Source organism: Streptomyces sp. NPDC052236 (assembly GCF_044548015.1).
GTDB lineage: Bacteria > Actinomycetota > Actinomycetes > Streptomycetales > Streptomycetaceae > Streptomyces.
Genome location: NZ_JBIUBL010000035.1, coordinates 49,899 through 67,537 on the forward strand (window position 1 = coordinate 49,899; position 17,639 = coordinate 67,537).

Genomic DNA, 17,639 nt, shown 5'->3' on the forward strand with positions numbered 1-17,639 from the left:
CCTTGTGGCGCTCTCCGCACAGCGCCGTGACGGTACCCCACCGGCCGGCCGGGCGTGAGCGGGTTCAGGAACTGTGGACAAATGGCATCGGCACAGGTCAGCGCCCGGATGTACGGCTATTGAACCAGTGTTCGGTCCGGGTTCTGACCCTGGGGTCAGAACGCCGGGCCGGAATCTCCACGGAATCTGTACGGCGCTATCACGGCCGCTCTACGTGGTGCTCCAGGGCGACGGGTGAACTGCTCCCCACCTGGGCGGCGGGCCGTGCGGCAGGGCGCAGCCACCTCAGCACCGCCAGCCCCGCCAGCAGCCCGAGCACCCCGGCGACGGCCGCGGCGAAGTTCAGCCCCGACGCGAAGGCCGTGTGCACCACCTCGTCCGTCACCGAGGGCCGCAGCGCCCCGGCGCCACCGCCGGCAAGCGTGTGCGCCGCCTCCGCCGGCGCGGCCACCTCCGCCTCCCGCAGCGAGCTCGCCATCCGGGCGGCGACGATCGTGCCGAAACCCGCGACGCCGAAGGCGTAGCCGAGCTGACGGAACGCATTGACCGCGCCGCCCGCCATGCCCGCGTTCCGCAGCGGTACGGAGGCGAGCGCCGCACCTCCGAGACCCGGCGAGACCAGCCCCACGCCGACGCCCGCCACCGTGAGCCCGGCCACCAGCGCCGTCCACCCGGAGCCGGGGGTCAGCACGGCCTGCCCCAGAGTGCCGCCGCCGATGAGCAGCAGCCCGATGCCGATCACCAGCCGGTGCGGCGTGCCGTGCAGCAGCCGACCGGCCACCGCCGACACCACGAAGGCCGTGGCGGGGAGCGGGAGCACCGCGAGCCCGCCCTGCATCGGGCTCATGCCCTGCACCGTCTGAAGCCAGATCTGGGTGTACGGCAGCACCCCGAAGGCGGTCGCGTTGTACGCCACACCCGCCGCGATGACGGCCAGGAACGGCGGCTGCGCGAACAGCGACAGATCGATCAGCGGCTGCGCGACCCGGCGCTCGACCGCGATGAAGGCCGCCAGCGCGACGGCGGCCACCCCGAAGGTCGCCGCCGTGGTCGCCGACGCCCAGCCCGCCACGCCCGCCCGCACCACACCGAACGTCGCCGCCCCCGTGAACAGGGCGAACGCCGCCGTACCGGCCCAGTCGATCCGCCGCCCGGTCTGCGGCTTCGACGGCCGCACCACGCGCAGGGTGAGCCAGATGGCCGCCACACTCACGGGCAGATTGACGAGGTAGATCCACCGCCAGTCCAGCCCCTGCGTCAGCACCCCGCCGACAACCGGCCCGAGCGCCGCCGCGGCGCCACTGACCGCACCCCACACCCCGAGCGCGAAGGACCGGTCCCGCCCTTCGTACTCCGCGCCCAGCAGCGAGAGGGCGGTGGCGAACATGGCGGCGGCGCCGAGACCCTGGGCGCCGCGCATGGCGATGAGCGAGGCAGGGCCCGTGGCCAGCCCGCAGCCCAGCGACGCCGCCGCGAACAGGACCGTGCCCACGACGTACATCCGGCGCGGGCCGAGGACATCGGCGGCGGCGCCCGCGCCCAGCAGCAGCGCCGCGAGCACCAGCGCGTAGATGTCGATCACCCACTGGAGATCGGTGAGCGAGGCATCCAGCGCGGTCGCCATGTCGGGCAGGGCGACGGTCACCACCGTCACGTCGAGCAGCAGCATGAAGGTTCCCAGGCACACCGCGATCAGCGGCCCCCATTTACGCATGACGTCCTCCGTAGGCATCGGCCGTTCCCACTTCTTGTCCCTGCCGTACGATCCGAGACCGGCGTGAGATACGGCGGTCAACGCGCGCGACGGCGCCGGAATCCGACCAGAAGAGGGTGCGCACCGGGGGGAACCCACGCTTCGGGCGCGTTCGCGCCGCTTGAGCGGTGCGAACGGATCAGCGCACGGTGCCGTCCCACTGCCAGGCCGCACGCCGGGGCAGCCCGGGGAGCGCCATGCGGCCCGTACACCACAGCAGGGTGTCGGACAGATCGTGCCCGGACGGAGCATCGGGGACATCAGGGAACAGACGGGCGAGGACGGCCGCGTTGACGTTGTCGGGCGGGGTCCAGGTGTGGCCGAGGGCGCGGGTGATGTCGTAGGTGTGGAGCGTCAGTTCAGTGACACCCATGGCGGCGAAACCGGCGGCGTCGGAGTGGCCCCAGGGGTGCCAGGCCCGTGCTTCCGCAGCGGTGTCGCGCACAGTGGAGGTGAGGAGAGTGGCTGCTATACCGATGCCCTCCAGGCAGGCAGGGACGGAGGCCTGGGAGTCGAGTGAGGCGAAGAGGGCGATGTAGCGGTCGCGGGGCCGGGCGATGAGCAGGCCTGCGTAGCCCATCAGGCCGAGGGCGAGATGGTCGAGGGTTTCGCGGCAGGTCCAGTCCAGGCCGTGGGCGGGCCGTGACCAGTCCTGGTCGGATACTTCGAGGAGCGCGGCGAGGCAGTCGTCGGCAGCCGCCGACAGCAGGTCGGTCCAGGGCGCGGCGGCAGCGGGCGGCACCGGGTCCGGCGTGGGATGAGTGAGGGTGCCGGTGACGGCTCCGGCTGTTCGGTCAGAACTCATGCCACAACTCCTTGTACGTCCGCCCGTGGCGGTTGATCACGTACGGGCAACACTCGCAGCGCGCGCCGAGCGGGACCAGTGGCAGGAATGACGGCCACCGCCAAATTCCTGCCACCCCCGCCTCGGCGCGCACGTTGCGCCGCGCCTCACTCGAACGGCGCGAGGAACTCCCTCACCGCCAGAGCCCGGTTCACAATGCGCGTGTCACCGATCCATCCGTAGAAGCCGTGCCCGAAGCGTTCGTCGAATTGCGTGGCGCCGATCACGAAGGGCTTGCCGAGCGTGGCGATGCCGGTCGACGGCTGCGAGGGATTGCGGGCGATCTTCGAGCCGTCCACGTACATCACCGTGCGACGGCCGTCGTTGACGACGGCGATGTGCATCCAGCGGCCCACGGGCACGGCGTGACTCCACGAGGTGGGGTCGGCGTCCTGCCGTTGCGGATAGACGACGAACTGCAGAAACCTCTCAGGAGACAGATTGAGGCTGCAGGTGGGCTCCAGCGGGGACCAGCCTGTCGTCTTGCCCGCGTCGCCGTTGCGCCCCTCCCAGCTGAGGATGCCCATCCAGGCGTGGTCGCCCTCGAAGGGCTCGGGCAGCCGGACATACGTCTCGATGGTGTAGCCGCGAGGAAACTTCTCGCTGTTCAGAGCCGCGTGGGCGGCGGTCTTCAGGACGGCGCCGCGGTCCGGAGCCTTGCCGCCGTCGAAGCGGAGACTGGCGTGCGCCGGCTGACCGGGGTGGTGGTCCGCCGACCAGGTGAGGGTCTCGGGTCCGCTCGAGTGCAGACGGCTCACGGTCAGGTCGTTGCCGTTGCCGGTGAGGTCTCGTACGACCGCGCCGTCCGCGACAGGTGCGCCCGCGGTTCCGCCCGCGGCCGTCCCGGACGCGTCGAAGCGCCAGTACGCGACCGTGCCGCGCGGCATCACCGCGGAGGCCGGGCGGGGCTTCGGCGGGACGGCCGGGGCGAAGCTCTTGAAGCGCTCGTCGAAGTCGACGCTCAGACTGAACCGGTCGGTGGAGCCGGACAGTTCGATGGTCTCGGCCTCCAGGGGTGCGCGCTTGCCGGGGTCGCGGGCGAGGAACCACGGCGAGAAGGTCTCGACGTCGATGACGCCGCGGACCAGGTCGAAGCCGTACGTACGGATCATTCCGGCGCCGCCGTAGTAGCGGTCCTGGTAGTTGGTGATGTGGACGTGGACATCGTTGTCGGCGTCGTTGGACAGGACCGTGCGTCCCGGCGGCCAGTAGTGGCCGCCCAGCGCCAGGAAGATCTGGTCGTTGCCGCGGATGAGGCCGTCCCACAGACGCTTGCCGTTGCCCGACAGCTGAGCCTTGCCGTCGTCGCCCGACCATGCGATGTCGTGTGTGGTGAGCACGGCGGGCAGGGCGGGGTGCGCGTCGAGGACGCCCTGCGCCCACCGCAGCCCCTTGTCCGACACCCGCCAGTCCAGGGCGAGCACGAGCCATTCGCGGCCTGCGGCGCGCAGCACGTGGTAGCTGTTGTAGCCGTCGGGCGAGGCGCCGCGGAAGGTCGGCATGGAGGCGTAACGCGCGGGCCCGAACGCCGCGAGGTAGGCGGAGTCGCCGCGCTGGTCGTCCGTGGCGGAGCGGATGTCGTGGTTGCCCGCCAGGACGCTGTAGGGCACCTTGCCGTGGATGGTTCGGAAGGTGTCGGCGGCGAGTTCGATCTCGTCCTCGGTGCCGTGTTCGGTGACGTCGCCGAGGTGTGTCATGAAGGCGATGTTCGCCTCGGCCCGGTCGGCGACGAGTTAGCGGAAGGTCTCCCGCAGCGGGGCGGGGTCGGCGCTGTCGGCGTCGAAGAGGTACTGCGTGTCGGGGAGGACGGCCAGCGCGAAGCGCGGGCTTTCGGGGTCGAACCGGCCGACGCGGGCCGAGGCCGATGTCGAGGCCGATGCTTGCGCGGGCGTCGCCTCGAATGCCGCGACCGCTGCGCCTGCCGCCGGTATGGCGACGGCGGCGCGCAGCAACGCGCGTCTTTGCAGGGGGCTTTGCTGTCCCGCTGTACTCATGAACACTCCAGGGAGAGGACGCCTGATCACGCCGTACGCACGCTGCTCACTCTCCCTGGCCGTGCGGTGGCGGGGAGCTGAACACCGGTGGCCGATCGGCCGCACGTTGTGCCGCGCCCCTCCGTGCGCGGCGTTTCGGCAAAGAGCCGACACCCGTGATCGCGATCTGCTGAGATATGAGTACGGATCGTGACGTGGGGGCGGGCTGATGCGGCAGCACTTCGGGCACTTACTGGGGTTGCCCGGAGCTGTCCCGCCCATGCCCCGCTCGCCGCTGGTCCCCGAGCCCGCCGAGCTCTTCGCGGAGCAGCGGCGGTTGGGCCTGCGGCACGCCGCCGACGCGCTGTTTCCCGGTAGTCCCGTGACCGCCGTGCGGTTCCGGATACTGGACGGGCTGGAGGTGGCCGGGCGGGGGCGTCACTGGCGGCCGGTGAACCGTGCGGGGCTCGCCGAGACCCGTGACGCGTGGCTCGCGGTGCAGGGCGTGGACCGGCAGTGCGTCCGGTCCCTCTTCGCCCGCTACGACCGGATCCTCGGCGTCGATCCCATGGGGCTGCGGCGGGTGGCCCTGTACGAACTGGTCGGCCTGTTGCAGCGGCACCCGCGCGGGCCCGTCACCGAGGCCGCCCAGGAGCTCGGCGCCGATCCCGCCGAGGCCGAGGCGCTCGCGCTCGGCGCCCGGCTCGAACCGAGGCGTACCGACCAACTCCGCGAGAGCGCCGAGCTCATCGTGGATGCCTGGCGGGCGAACCGGTTACGCCGGGCGCAGGAGTACGCGGACAGGCTGGGCGACCCCGGCGGGGACCAGCGGCTCGCCCGGTTTCTGCGGCGGATCAATCAGCGTACCGACGAGGTGAGCGCGCTCCTGGCGGAGGGCGTACGGCTGGAGCGCGCCGGGGAACCGGCCGCGGCCGCCGCGGTACGGCTGCGCGCGGCACGTACCGCCGTCGATGAACCCGCCGCGGTGGAGGCCCTGTTGCGTACGGCGTCAGCGGGAGCCGTTACCGCGCGCGTCCTCGCCGACTCGGGAATCCGCGTCGACTGGTCGGGCGGCGTCGCCCCCGGGCCGTACCGCGTGCTCCGCGGCCGGCCGGGGAACTGGACCGAGCTCGCCGACGCCACCGACCGGACCCGCCTCACCGACACCACCGCGCCGGTGGGCGAGTACATCCGTTACGCCGTCCTCCCGCTGGACGGCCCCGGCAGCCCCAGGATCCGGGAGGTCCCCGCAGTCAGCGCGCGCGTCCGCTACGCCCCCGAGGTCGCGGACCCACAGCTGACCGACGGACGCGGACGCGTCACCGCCCGCTGGCGGATCCCGCCCGGTGCGCGCGGCGTCCTCGTAGAAAGGCAGGCCGGGAAGCCCGTGGCGGTGGCGGCCGACCGCGACGGGTTCACCGAGGCCCATCTCGCGCCCAGAGAGCACCGCTACACCATCCGCTGCCGCTACCGCACGGCCACCGGAGCGGAGACCACCTCGGCGGGCATCACCGTACGCGCCACCGTGCACCGCTGGCCCGAGCCCATCACCCGGCTCGACGTCGCCACGGGCGAGCGCCTCGGCAGCATCGTCGTCACCTGGACCGGCGGTGACGGGGCCGAGCTGCGCCTCGTGGATCTGGCCGGGCCGCTCCCCGCGCAGGGCGCCGACGTGCTGGTGAAGGACCTGCCCGCCGAAGTCGCCTGGGAACGCGCCCCGCAGGGCCGCGGTCTGGAACTGCGCCCGCCGCGCGGCACCCGTGCCCGGCTGACCGCCGTAAGCGTGCTCGGCGACCGGGCCTGCGTCGGGCCTTCGGCGAGCATCGAACTCGCCTCCGCCGTGGAGAACCTTCAAGTGCGCCGCGACGTGCCCGACCAGGTGCGGGTCACCTTCGACTGGCCGGGTGACGCCGACTGCGTACAGGTCAGCTGGGAGCAGTCCGGCGAAGCGCACCACAAGACCGTCACCAAGTCCGCCTACCGGACCAGAGGAGGCCTCCAACTGACCGTCGCCACCGCAGGGGCTCGTTTCCACGCCGCGCCCGTCACGCTCGACGACGCCGATGTGGTGATCCCCGCCCCGGCCGGGGCGCCGGCGCTGCTGCCGCCCTATCTGGCCGTCTCGTACGACCTGGTGAAACCCGGCTGGCGGGCCGGTCGCCGCCGCCGCGTCATCGTCCGCACCGAGTACGCGGGCACCGTCGGCGCCGACAGCGCCCCCGACCTGCCCGAATTCGTCCTCGTCGCCCGCGCCGGGCAGCGTATGAGCCGACCGCGGCACGCCATGGACGGGACCACCTTGCTCCGGCTCAGCGGCGCCGAGATCGGCCGGAGTGGCGGCCGGGGCGGTCGTCTCGTCGAGCGCGACATAGACGTGACCGTGCCGGGCGAGGAACCCCCGTACAGCCTCCGCGCCTTTCTGCTCGGCCCGCGCGCTGATTCCGCACAACTCGAAGAACCCCCGCACGAACGCTTGGTGGTGCGCTGACGTGACAACTGTCATCTGTCCCTACTGCTTCGCCCGCGGCCCCGCCCACCGCCTCCGCTACCGCTGCCTGATGACGCGGAGCGGCGTCCGCGGCGGCCGGCAGCCCTGTTCGCCCCGGCGCGACGACGCCTGGGCCGAGTTCAAGGGCGGCACCGCCGCTCCCCAGGCCCGGATGCGCGGCCCCGTCTTCGACGTACGGCGAACCCTCGGGCCCGGAGGGAACCGCGCCGCGTGCCCCGACTGCGGAGTGCTCACTCCCGTCCGGGTCTGCGCCTCCTGCCACAGCGACCTGCCCAGCGACTACTGCGACCAGGACAGCCGCATCATCGCGCTGGTCGGCGCCAAGGCGACCGGCAAGAGCACGTATGTCACCGTCCTGGTCAACGAGTTACGCCACCGCGTCGGCACCGCCTACCGGGGCGCCCTGGCCGCCATGGGCAGCGACACCCAGCGGCGCGACAAGGAGATGGCCGCCGAGCTGTACGACCGGCTGCATCTGCCCGGGGCGACCCCGCCCGCCGCGCTCGGCTTCAACGAGCCGCTGCTGTACCGGCTGAGCCTGCCCAGCGCCGGACGGTTCGGCGACGGTAGCCGGCACACCGCCCTCGTCTTCTTCGACGCGGCCGGCGAGGACCTCGGCGACGCGGCCGCGGTGGACCGCTACACCGACTACCTCGCCGCCGCCGACGGCATCATCCTCCTGGTGGACCCCCTCCAGTTGCCCGCAGTAAGGGAGGAGCTACCGCCGGGCGAAGGGCCGCCGCTGCCCCGGATGGAGACCTCGCCGCAGCAGATAGCCGCCGACATAGCCGGGCAGCTGCGCGGGCACGGACGGCGCGGCGCGCGCGGCAGGGTGTCCACCCCGCTGGCCGTGGCGCTGACCAAGACCGACATGGTCAGGCCCCTGCTGCCGCCGCAGTCTCCGCTGTTGCGCAACGCCCGCCACGACGGCGGCGCGTTCGACGACGTGGACCGTATCGCCGTGCACGAGGAGGTGCGCTCGCTGCTGGAGGGCTGGGACGGCGGCGAGCTGCACCGGCGGCTCGACCGCGACTTCGCCGACGTCTCCTTCTTCGGGCTCTCCGCGCTCGGCTCGCCGCCGCCCGCCACCGCACCGGCCGATGTGCCCAAGTCGGGGCCGCAGCCCGTACGTGTCGAGGATCCGCTGCTCTGGCTGCTGACCCGGCGCGGTCTGCTGCCCGTACGCAAGGCCAAGGAGGGACCCGTAGGCAAGGCCAAGGAAGGACTCGTACGCAAGGCCAAGGAAGGCATGACCAGGGGAGGCGGCACATGAACAGCGGCACCTGTCTGGCCCAGCTGCACTACACCTCCGCCGCGCCCGGACCCGACGGTTCCGGATTCCGCTTCACCGCGGTCAGCGAGGACGTACCCGCCAATCTGCTCCGCGAAATCGAGCAGCTCATCGGATACGAGCCACCGCGCGACGCCCCGAGCCGCCCCTCGCCCAGCGAACTGGGGCTCTTCCCGGCCGCGTTCACACACAGCACGCTCTCGGACGGCAGTCGGCTGCTGTGCCGCAGCGTCTACACCGGAGCCGACTACAGCGGGCGTTACGGCAACTTCCACGCGCACGCCGTCTGGCTGCCGGACATCGCACCCGTTCCCGCGGGACTGCTCCCCGTCGAGCTGTGGGAGTCGCCGTCCTGGTCCTCCGGTACGCCGGAGGACGGCCGTCCGGAGCCGCTCACCGAACTCCTGCCGGGCCGCCGCATGGACCGGCGCGGCCTCACCGCCTTCGCCGCCGCCAGGGCCGGGCGGCTCCCCGCGTTCCTCGCCGACGTACGGGCCCTCTTCGCCGCGGCCGACGCGCCGCAGCTGATCCCTCAGCTGATCGTCGTGGAACGCGACGCGCACGACACGGTGCAGTGGATCGCCCTGGCCAGCGCTGTGCTGCCGCGCGAGCTCGCGGACCGGCTCACCTTCACCTCGTACACCCGGCGGCCCCTCCAGGCGCGGCAGCAGATCGTGGGGATCCTCCCGGACGCCGACTTCTCCTTCTCCGGCGGCGCCGACCACCGCTACCGCGTCCACGACTGCACCGGCGGCGAGTCCAGCCCGCCCCGCGAGGATCCCTGGGCCTCGGTGGCGGCCCGGGTCTGGATCGCCGGGCTGCCCAGGCTGTTCCTCGTCGCGGAGAAGCTGCCGCCGGGCGGCGACGCGGACGGGGCCTTCGACCACGGCCGCCTCGCGGCCGTCGCCGCCGCCGAGTGCGTGGCGCTCGACTCCGTGGGCCGGACGGCGGCAGCGCGCTGGGCGGCCCGTCACGGCCACGCCTTCGACGCTGAGTTCTGGGGCCCGCTGCTGGCCACACTCGCCGAGGGCGGCGACGCCCGCACCGCCGAGGAGTGGCTCGCCCTCGCGCCCCTCGCCGACCGTCTCGGACGGCTGGCCGGCCATGACGCGACCGGGCCGCTCAAGGAGGAACTGCTCGGCGCGCTGGCATCGGTCGGGCGGGCTCCGCTCGACGTGGTCCTCGCCCTGCTCGAACTCGCCGACGCGCTCAGCGTGGAGACCATGGGCGTGCTGCCGGTCCTCGCCGAACGGGCCTCGAACGCGCTGATGGGCGGCGGCCCTGAGACAGAGAACGGGACAGAGAGCGAGACAGAGAACGACGAGGACGCCGCGACCGTCGCGGCGGCCCTCGGCCGCCTCCCCGCCATCTGGGGCGCCGTTCTCGGCGAACTCGACCTCGCCGCCTCCTCCGGCGACCCCGCCCGCCTCGCCGCCGTCGCCCGTACCGCCATGCCCGACGCGGATCTCACCGACTGCCCCCATCTGCGCCTGGGCGAGGCGGCCGGACGCCGCCCCGCGGGCGACGATCCCGTACGGGCCTTCCACTCCCTGGTCGCCGAAGCCGGGCCCGAGCACAAGGGCCGCGCGACCGTGCTGTCCGCCGCCTACCGGCTGGTCTGGGCCGAGTGCCCCCTCACCCCCGCGCAGGCACGGCTGATCGTCAACCAGCTGCCGCCGGACTGGCTCTGCTCCTCCGGCATCGACGACCACGTGACCGAGGCCGCCCTGCAAGCGCCCGCGCACGACCCCGACGCCCCCGAGCTTGCCGCGGACCTGCTGCGCTATGCGACCGGAGCGCTTCAGCCGCGTATCCGCGGCGCCCTGTCCCTGCTCGCCCTGGCGGGGCAGATCGCGGACGGGCGGGCCGCGCCCGGCTTCACCCAGGAAGCCATTGCCCTGTGCCGGGTGGCCCAGCCCCTGGAAGCCGCCATCGCCGAACGCGTCGGCCATGCCGTCGCCCGTACGCTGCTGTCCCCCCAGCCACCACCGGGCGAACTGGAACAGCTCGTCCGCTCCGGCGACCCCGAGTTGCTCGCCGCGTACGCGGACAAGGCCCGCGGCGACACGGTGCGCGACTGGCTGCGCGCCTCGCCCCCCTATGTCGCCGCGTGTTTCTTCTACTGGTCCAGCGGCGTGGGCCTCAACGCCGCATGGGACAAGACCCGCACCGCGCTCCTGGCCGATGTGCTGCGCCCGGTCGTCCGCAAGCTGCCCGAGGGGACCGTCGCGGAAGTCGTACGGCATCTGGAGCGGCCCGGCGGCGGCTGGGCCCGCGAGTTCCAGGAGTGGAACCGGCCGGGCCGCATCGCCCGGCTCGGCGGGCGCCTGCGCGGCCGCAAGTCCTCCGATTCACCGTCGGGACCGCCCGGTGAGGAGCGCCGCAGATGAAGGAATGGAACCCATGGCTCGCGTATCCCCTCCTGACGTTTGTGGCGGCGACCGGCGTCATCGCGCTGTTCGTGGCGCTGTACGCGTTCCCGGTCGCCGCAGCGCGGGCCGTCCTGGCCATGGGGCGGCGGACCGGACCGTGGCGGACCGGCGCCGATGACCCGCGTATCGTGCCCGTCTCGTCCGGCGAACCCGCCCAGTTCTCCTACTGGGCCCGTCAGCTGCGCGAGGACGTCACCAGCGCTGTCGCCGCCGCGGTGGCGGTCCTTCGCCGGCTCCTGATCAACCAGTGGCTGGGCACCGGCGCCCGGAATCTGCTGCGCGGCCGGCGCCCCTCGTCCAGCCCCGCCGAGAACGCGTTCACCACCGTCGTGATGGTGCTCACCGGCCCCGCGTTCGGCCTCGGGGCCATCGTGGGGGCGAGCGCCGCCGCGCTGTTCCTGCTGCTCGTGCTCCTGTTCTTCGGCGCGCTGCTCGCGCTGGTGCTCGGGGCCCTCGCGGCGGCGGCGCTCGCTCTGCGCGGCCTGGACCGGGCCGGGCTGCTGCTCCGCAGGATCCGGATGAAATGCCCGTACCCCGGCTGCTACCGGCCCATCGACCTGCCCGTCTACCACTGTCCTGGCTGCCAGGCCGCCCACCGCAGGCTGCGGGCAGGCCGGTTCGGGGTGTTCCGGCGGGTCTGCGCCTGCGGAGAGCGGCTGAACACCAGCTTCCTGACGGGCCGCCACAAGCTGACCTCGTACTGTCCGCACTGCGACCTCGCCCTGCCCGTAACGCTCGGCACCATACGTATCGTGCATGTGCCCATCGTCGGCGGCACCTCGTCCGGCAAAACCATGCTGATGGCCGCCATGGTGGCCGGACTGCGCTCCTGGGCGGACCGCGGAGAGCTGTCCGTCGACTACGCCACCGCGGACGACCGGCGCGAACTGCACCGCCTGAAGGGCCAGCTGGACCAGGACGGCTGGGTGCAGAAGACGGCCGCCCAGCAGCCCAGGGCGTTCATGCTGCGGGTCGAGCGCGGCCGACGGCGGCGGCTGCTGTATCTGTACGACCCGATGGGGGAGACCTTCGGTGACGCCGTCGTCGTACGCGAACAGCAGTATCTGGCGCACACGGACGGCGTGGTGCTCGTCGCCGACGTCCTCGCGGAACCGGAGGTACGCCGGTCGCTCGGCGGCAGCGACGCTCAGCGCGCCGTCGACGCGCGCCCTTCGCCCGAGGGCCCCAAGGACACATACGACAGGCTGGCGGGCGAGTTCGCCGCGATGTCGGGGCGCCGCGCGCGGACCCCGGTCGCCACGGTGGTCACCAAACGGGACGTACTGGACCAGCTCGACTCGCTGCCGACGCCCGGGATCCGGATCGACGAGTGGCTGACCCGCATCGGTCTGGGAGACCTGGTGCAGTCCCTGGGCCACGACTTCGGGGACACCCGATACTGGGCGGTCAGCGCGCGGGCGGCGACCGGCACGGGGGCCTTCGACGGAGAGAGCAGGCGCGCCGCCGAGTCGGTGCTGTGGCTGCTGTCCAGAACCGGACTGCCCGTCAAACCGCTGCTCACGGGCGAAGGGGGAAAGCGATGACGGGCGCTTCGCGCAGTACGGGGGCGTGTCTTAGAAGTAGCGCCGTCCGCCCGCAGGGCGGGCCCTGCGGCGTCTGGTGCGTGCAATCGCAAGGCGGTGGGGGTACCCCCAGGCGAAGCTCTGGGGGAGATCGCCCTCGTACGAATGGGGGCACCCCCAGGCGGAGCCTGGGGGAGTACTTGAGCGACTCCGACAACATCGCGAGTGCGCGTGCCAGGCGTCGCGGGGCAGGCGAACCTTCTAAGACACGCCCCCGGGTCGGCGAGGGTGACGGTGGACATCGGGGGTGTGGGGGATGAGTTCCGTACCGGACCACACGGCACGTCAACGGCGCGTCGTATTCGGCCTGTTCATTGTGGCGGTCATCATCGCCGCCGGTGTCGTGCTGATGATCGTAGGACTGCTGCTGACCTCGGCACTCCCCGAATGAAGGCGGGCCTGTGCACAGCGGCAAGAAGGAGGACATTTCAGTGAGTGATATTCCCGGCGGCCCGATGGAGAACCGTCCGGTTCATTTCATCTGGATTCTCGATGTCTCGTACTCGATGATGGGTGAGAAGATCGGGCAGCTCAATTACGCGATCCGCGAGGCCATTCCCGAGATGCGGTCGGTGGCGCACGACAACCCGGCGGCCCAGCTGCTGCTGCGGGTCCTGACGTTCTCGTCCACCGCGAACTGGCATATCGCCGACCCGACTCCGGTTGAGAGCTTCACCTGGCAGGACGTACAGGTCGACGGCGGCACCAATCTGGGGGACGCGCTCTACGCCGTCGCCCGCGAACTGGAGACGCCTCCCATGCCGCAGCGGGCGCTCAAACCCGTACTCGCCCTCGTCTCCGACGGCCAGCCGCTCGACGAATGGCGCCCGGCCCTCAAGGCCATCGACGCCACACCGTGGGGCAAGAAAGCGCTCCGCGTCGCCATCGCGATCGGCGCGGACGCCGACCGGAGCGTGCTCCAGGAGTTCCTCGCCAACCCCGAACTGCCAGTGCTGGACGCCAACAGCCCCAAGCAGCTCGCCGCCGCGATCCGCTGGGCCTCCACGGCCGCGGTCAAGGCCGCGTCGCAGCCGGTCGTGGGCGGCGCGCCCACCGCGAAACAGCCGGCCCCGGCCTATGCGCCCCCCACCCTGGACGACGACGATGACGACGATGTGTGGTGAGCGTGGAGCACCACAAGATCCACCACGAGAATCACGAAAACCACGAGATCCAGGACGTGGGCTGGGACATCCTGAACGGCAGTGTTCAGGGGCCCGCCAAGCCCCTGAACCAGGACTGGAGTGACGCGGAGATCACCCCCGACGGCGCACTGGTGCTGGCGGTCGCCGACGGACACGGTTCCGCCGCGCACCCGCTCAGTCACCTCGGCGCGCGCTACGCCGTCGACGTCTTCAAGCTGTGCGGCGCGGACTTCGCCGCGCGCGCCCGTCAGTCGGCCCGCCAGCCAGGGGGCGGCGGGCTGCGGCGACTGTGGGCCGACGCCCACGACCGGGTGCCGCGCGAGCTCGTCCGCACCTGGCAGGACTGGGTCGTCAAACGGCACCACGGCGAACCGGGCGAGCCGCGGCCCGCCACACCGGATCTGCTGCGCGCGTACGGCACCACCCTGATCGGCGCGGTCCTCACCGAAGGGCTCTTCGCCGCCTGGCAGCTGGGCGATGGCGACCTGATGGTGGTCGACGCCGACGGCACCATCGCCCAGCCGCTCGCCCCCGCGACCCCCGAACTCGGCGACGAGACCGAGTCGATGTGCAGCCGCCAGGCCTGGGACCTGGTGCGTGTGCACTGGGCCCCGGTCAGCGACCCGGCGCGGCTGCCCCGCCTTGTCGCCCTCTCCACGGACGGCCTGTCCAACAGCTTCGCGGCCCGCGACGGCTTCGTACGGTTCGTACGGGAGATGGACCAGCGGATCACGGCCGAGGGCACCGGGCCCATCGGCGAGGCCCTCCCGGAGTGGCTGGCGCGCGCGGGCAGTTACTCCGGTGACGACACCACCGCGGTCGTGGCACGCCTGAGGCGTCCCGCCGCCGCGGCAGCACTCAGCGAAACGGAGGACTGATCTGATGTCCGGCATGCTCGACAGCGGTGCCCGGCTCACGGCGGACACCGGCGAGGAAGTGAAGGTCTCCGGTCTGCTCGGCGCGGGCGGCCAGGGCGAGGTCTACCGGGTGAAGACCTCGATAGGTGACCAGGCGCTCAAGTGGTACTACCCGGCCTGTGCCACGGCCGAGCAGCGGAACATCGTCGAGTCACTGGTGGGCCGTGACTTCGAGGACGACCGGTTCCTGTGGCCGCGGTCGTTCGTCACCGGTGGCCGGGCGGGCGGCTTCGGCTACCTCATGGACATCCGTCCCGACCGGTTCAAGGGGCTGCCCGCGCTGTTCCGCAGGCAGCTGCGGACCAGCCCGCTGGCGCTGGTCACGGCCGGGCTCCATATGGTCGAGGCCTACCAGTCGCTGCACTCCCGGGGCATCGCCTACCGGGACATCTCCTGGGGCAACATCTTCTTCGACCCGGACAACGGCGACGTACTGGTCTGCGACAACGACAACGCCGTCAGCGAGGGCGATTCCACCGGCATCTCCGGGACGATGGAGTTCATGGCGCCGGAACTGGTGCGAGGCGACGCCGGGGCCGTACCGGGCACCCAGACCGATCTGCACTCGCTGTCCGTGCTCCTCTTCATGCTGCTGATGAACCACCATCCGCTGAAGGGACGCGCGGAGCTGGAGATCCGCTGTCTGGACGAGGCGGCGGAGAAGCGGCTGTACGGCAAGCGGCCGGTGTTCGTGTTCGACCCCGTGGACGACGCCAACCGTCCCGACCCCGTCGAGCACACCACGGTCCTGGCGACCTGGGCCGCGGCCCCGCCCATCCTCCAGAAGCTCTTCGCCCAGAACTTCACCGAGGGCCTCCACGACCCCACCCGCCGGGTGCGCGAGACCCAGTGGCGGCACGCGCTCAGCGAGGTCCGCGACACCATCGTGGTCTGCGCCGAATGCGGACGGCAGAACATGACGGAACCGCAGTCCGCCACCGCCGGCGCCTGCTGGTCCTGCGGGCGCGGGCTCATCCTGCCGCCGCGGCTCGTGGTCACCACCCTGAGCCCGAAGGTCGAGCGGAATCTGCGGCTGCGCCGGGCGGCCAGGGTGTACGCGCACCATCTGCTCGCCGAGCCGGACCGGCACCGCTACGACGAGGCGTCGCTCGTCGCGGAACTGGTCGAGCACCCGCGTAAGCCCGGCAAGTACGGGCTGGCCAACCGGTCCGCCGAGAGCTGGTCGGCCCGCAGGTCCGACGGCACGGTCCAGCAGGTCACGCCGGGCCAGACCGTGCCGCTGCGCGCGGGCCTGGAATTCGGCCTCGGGTCCGCGGCACGAGCCGTCGTACGCGCGGACTGACGGCCCAAAACACGCCCTACACGCCGACCGCGCCGCCCACCGCCTGCGCCAGGGCGAGCGCCGCACTGCCCGTGCCGACCCCGGCCTGGATCGTGTCCAGCCAGCGGCGCACCCGGCCCTGGTGGAGCGCCCGGCCCTCCTCCTGGGCGCTCACCAGCTCGCTCCGTACCAGCTCGGCGTGACCGGCCAGGCCGGGGTGTTCCGTCTGCAACTGCCGCACCAGCTCGCCCGCGAGGCGGACCGCCTCAGCGGGCGACGACCCGTAGTTGTTCTGCGTGTTGTTGGCGCCCCACTGGTGCTGGCCGCCGCTGACACTGCCGATGTTGATGTCGCCCATGGCTCCCGTTTCCTCTCGCTTCAGGTGGTCTTGCCGCCACCCGGCGGCGTCGGCGGCGCACCACCGCCGCCCGGGCCGTTGTTGTTGCTGTTGTTTTGCGTGTTGTTGGCGCCCCACTGGTGCTGGCCGCCGCTGACGCTGCCGATATTGAACGTCTGGTTGTTGATGACCTTCTGCGCGCGGTCGAAGTCACTGGTGTCCACGTTGTGGTCCTTGAGGAACTTCTCCGTCGCCACCAGCACGCCCTGCTGCAGCCGCTGGAGTACGTCGAGGGCGTCCATCCGATCGTCGTAGTCCATCGCGTCCGTATCCACGGCGGCGCGCTCGCGCAGGCTGTCCAGCGCCCCGTAGTCGTACGCGACGTTGTGCTTGGTGATCTCGCGGCGGATCTTCCGCAGGTCACGCGTCCCCTGGGAGTAGTGGGCGCGGCGGCGCGCGATCCGTCCGGGCGCGCCCAGCAGCATCCAGCGCAGGCTCGCGACCGTGTGCCGGACCAGCTTCCACCACTCCTCGAAACCGCCGAGCGGGAGATACGAGACGTACTCGAAGCGCGCCTGCACCGGAGGCAGTACACAGGCGGCGACCTGCCAGGAGAGCCGCCCCAGGACGAGGCGCGCCCGCAGATGCATGGACACGACGAGCTTGCCGCCGCTGCCGACCATCTCCAGGCTGAGGTAGGTGCGCATTCCGCCGCCCTCGCGCAGCACACCGGACTGCACCAGCTGCTTGTCGATCCGGGCGGCGGGCCGCCGCAGCGGGTCGGGCAGCATCTCCGCGCCGAGATGGCCCACATGCAGCCCGCGCACATAGAGGCGGTTGCGGGCCCGCAGCCTCTCCAGTCCCGCTATGCCGCCCAGCTCGCGGGCCATGTATGTGTGCAGATCCACGGCGTCGAAGGGCTTGATGGTGAGCTTGCCGCCGGAGGAGTCGTCGGCGGGGCGGCTGACGTCCACGCTCGGCCAGACGACTTCCGTGAACAGCTCGCCACTGCCGATGAACGGATGATCGGACTCGACGCCGGCGTCGTACGCGACGACATTCGCCTGGCGCAGTGTCTTGAGCCGGTCCTCCGTCTCCGCCTCGACGGGAGGCGCGAGGTCCTGCGGCTTGCCCTGCCCCCGGAATGCCTCGCGCGCCGCCCGCCACGCGGAGTGCCCGTTGCTGTGGATCTCGATCCCCGCGAACACCACCATGAGCACGGCGTTCGCCGCCAGGAATCCGGCCACGGTCGTGGCGTCGTCCACGAGCGCGACCAGGGCGGCGATCAGCGAGGCGACGATCACCAGGAGCAGCACGGCGAGCAGAGCGTCCCGGAACCTCCGGCGTCGCTGAGCGGCGCGCGCATGGCGTACGAGCGCCACGAGGTTGATGCCGAGCGGCAGGCCGATCGCCTTGAGCCGGTCTCCGGTGTACTCGTCCAGCACCTCCTGCGCGAAGTCCTCGTCCAGGTGGGTGTGCGCACAGAGCATGCGGGTGACGGCGTCCTCGCGGTACTGCGGCAGGATCGGTAAAGATCGCGGCGTCGTCATCCGTCCCCCTCGTCCCCCATCGG

General features: G+C 72.0%; 12 protein-coding genes and 1 pseudogene. 8 read left to right on the top strand and 5 right to left on the bottom strand.

From position 1 onward, the window contains the following. Window positions 1-199: 199 nt before the first annotated feature. The 3 genes and pseudogenes from ACIHCQ_RS38775 to ACIHCQ_RS38785 all read right to left on the bottom strand — a co-directional run bounded on the left by ACIHCQ_RS38775 (window position 200) and on the right by ACIHCQ_RS38785 (window position 4,591). Window positions 200-1,714: an MFS transporter gene (locus tag ACIHCQ_RS38775; protein ID WP_399673310.1), complete on the bottom strand. Its 1,515-nt coding sequence runs from the start codon at window positions 1,712-1,714 to the stop codon at window positions 200-202. A 178-nt stretch (window positions 1,715-1,892) separates the two neighbouring features. After that, window positions 1,893-2,558, bottom strand: a complete 666-nt coding sequence (locus ACIHCQ_RS38780) for a maleylpyruvate isomerase N-terminal domain-containing protein (protein WP_399673312.1) — start codon at window positions 2,556-2,558, stop codon at window positions 1,893-1,895. A gap of 146 nt (window positions 2,559-2,704) precedes the next feature. After that, a pseudogene (locus ACIHCQ_RS38785) lies at window positions 2,705-4,591 on the bottom strand (LamG-like jellyroll fold domain-containing protein). A 259-nt stretch (window positions 4,592-4,850) separates the two neighbouring features. Here ACIHCQ_RS38785 and ACIHCQ_RS38790 point away from each other — a divergent pair. From ACIHCQ_RS38790 to ACIHCQ_RS38825, 8 genes are all read left to right on the top strand, one after another. Beyond that, window positions 4,851-7,058, top strand: a complete 2,208-nt coding sequence (locus tag ACIHCQ_RS38790; protein ID WP_399673314.1) for a hypothetical protein — start codon at window positions 4,851-4,853, stop codon at window positions 7,056-7,058. A gap of 1 nt (window position 7,059) precedes the next feature. Further along, the gene (locus ACIHCQ_RS38795; protein WP_399673315.1) at window positions 7,060-8,352 is read left to right on the top strand and encodes a hypothetical protein; all 1,293 of its coding nucleotides are present in this window, start codon (window positions 7,060-7,062) and stop codon (window positions 8,350-8,352) included. Then, window positions 8,349-10,760 (top strand): GTPase-associated protein 1-related protein, encoded by a 2,412-nt coding sequence (locus ACIHCQ_RS38800; protein WP_399673317.1) that lies wholly within the window; start codon window positions 8,349-8,351, stop codon window positions 10,758-10,760. The genes ACIHCQ_RS38795 and ACIHCQ_RS38800 overlap by 4 nt, the downstream gene beginning before the upstream one ends. Further along, window positions 10,757-12,346, top strand: a complete 1,590-nt coding sequence (locus tag ACIHCQ_RS38805) for a hypothetical protein (protein WP_399673320.1) — start codon at window positions 10,757-10,759, stop codon at window positions 12,344-12,346. The genes ACIHCQ_RS38800 and ACIHCQ_RS38805 overlap by 4 nt, the downstream gene beginning before the upstream one ends. 295 nt (window positions 12,347-12,641) lie before the next feature. Beyond that, complete coding sequence (locus ACIHCQ_RS38810; protein ID WP_399673321.1) at window positions 12,642-12,776, top strand: hypothetical protein; 135 nt, start codon at window positions 12,642-12,644, stop codon at window positions 12,774-12,776. Between the two features lie 64 nt (window positions 12,777-12,840). Beyond that, a complete protein-coding gene (locus ACIHCQ_RS38815; protein WP_399673366.1) occupies window positions 12,841-13,509 on the top strand; it encodes a tellurium resistance protein in 669 nt (222 codons plus the stop codon). A gap of 2 nt (window positions 13,510-13,511) precedes the next feature. Next, a complete protein-coding gene (locus ACIHCQ_RS38820) occupies window positions 13,512-14,408 on the top strand; it encodes a PP2C family serine/threonine-protein phosphatase (RefSeq protein WP_399673323.1) in 897 nt (298 codons plus the stop codon). Window positions 14,409-14,412: 4 nt separating this feature from the next. Further along, on the top strand, window positions 14,413-15,750 hold the full coding sequence (locus ACIHCQ_RS38825; protein ID WP_399673325.1) for a protein kinase: 1,338 nt from the start codon (window positions 14,413-14,415) through the stop codon (window positions 15,748-15,750). Window positions 15,751-15,766: 16 nt separating this feature from the next. Here ACIHCQ_RS38825 and ACIHCQ_RS38830 read toward each other — a convergent pair whose 3' ends face one another. Then, entirely contained in the window at window positions 15,767-16,087 is a 321-nt protein-coding gene (locus ACIHCQ_RS38830) for a hypothetical protein (RefSeq protein WP_399673327.1), read from the bottom strand. A gap of 20 nt (window positions 16,088-16,107) precedes the next feature. After that, window positions 16,108-17,616: a hypothetical protein gene (locus tag ACIHCQ_RS38835; protein WP_399673329.1), complete on the bottom strand. Its 1,509-nt coding sequence runs from the start codon at window positions 17,614-17,616 to the stop codon at window positions 16,108-16,110. Window positions 17,617-17,639: the final 23 nt, after the last annotated feature.

Bases quoted from the DNA above. Each gene is read 5' to 3' on its own strand.
- ACIHCQ_RS38810 (WP_399673321.1), top strand. From the start codon at position 12,642: ATGAGTTCCGTACCGGACCACACGGCACGTCAACGGCGCGTCGTATTC.
- ACIHCQ_RS38775 (WP_399673310.1), bottom strand. From the start codon at position 1,714: ATGCGTAAATGGGGGCCGCTGATCGCGGTGTGCCTGGGAACCTTCATG.
- ACIHCQ_RS38780 (WP_399673312.1), bottom strand. From the start codon at position 2,558: ATGAGTTCTGACCGAACAGCCGGAGCCGTCACCGGCACCCTCACTCAT.
- ACIHCQ_RS38790 (WP_399673314.1), top strand. From the start codon at position 4,851: ATGCCCCGCTCGCCGCTGGTCCCCGAGCCCGCCGAGCTCTTCGCGGAG.
- ACIHCQ_RS38800 (WP_399673317.1), top strand. From the start codon at position 8,349: ATGAACAGCGGCACCTGTCTGGCCCAGCTGCACTACACCTCCGCCGCG.
- ACIHCQ_RS38825 (WP_399673325.1), top strand. From the start codon at position 14,413: ATGTCCGGCATGCTCGACAGCGGTGCCCGGCTCACGGCGGACACCGGC.
- ACIHCQ_RS38805 (WP_399673320.1), top strand. From the start codon at position 10,757: ATGAAGGAATGGAACCCATGGCTCGCGTATCCCCTCCTGACGTTTGTG.
- ACIHCQ_RS38835 (WP_399673329.1), bottom strand. From the start codon at position 17,616: ATGACGACGCCGCGATCTTTACCGATCCTGCCGCAGTACCGCGAGGAC.
- ACIHCQ_RS38815 (WP_399673366.1), top strand. From the start codon at position 12,841: ATGGAGAACCGTCCGGTTCATTTCATCTGGATTCTCGATGTCTCGTAC.
- ACIHCQ_RS38830 (WP_399673327.1), bottom strand. From the start codon at position 16,087: ATGGGCGACATCAACATCGGCAGTGTCAGCGGCGGCCAGCACCAGTGG.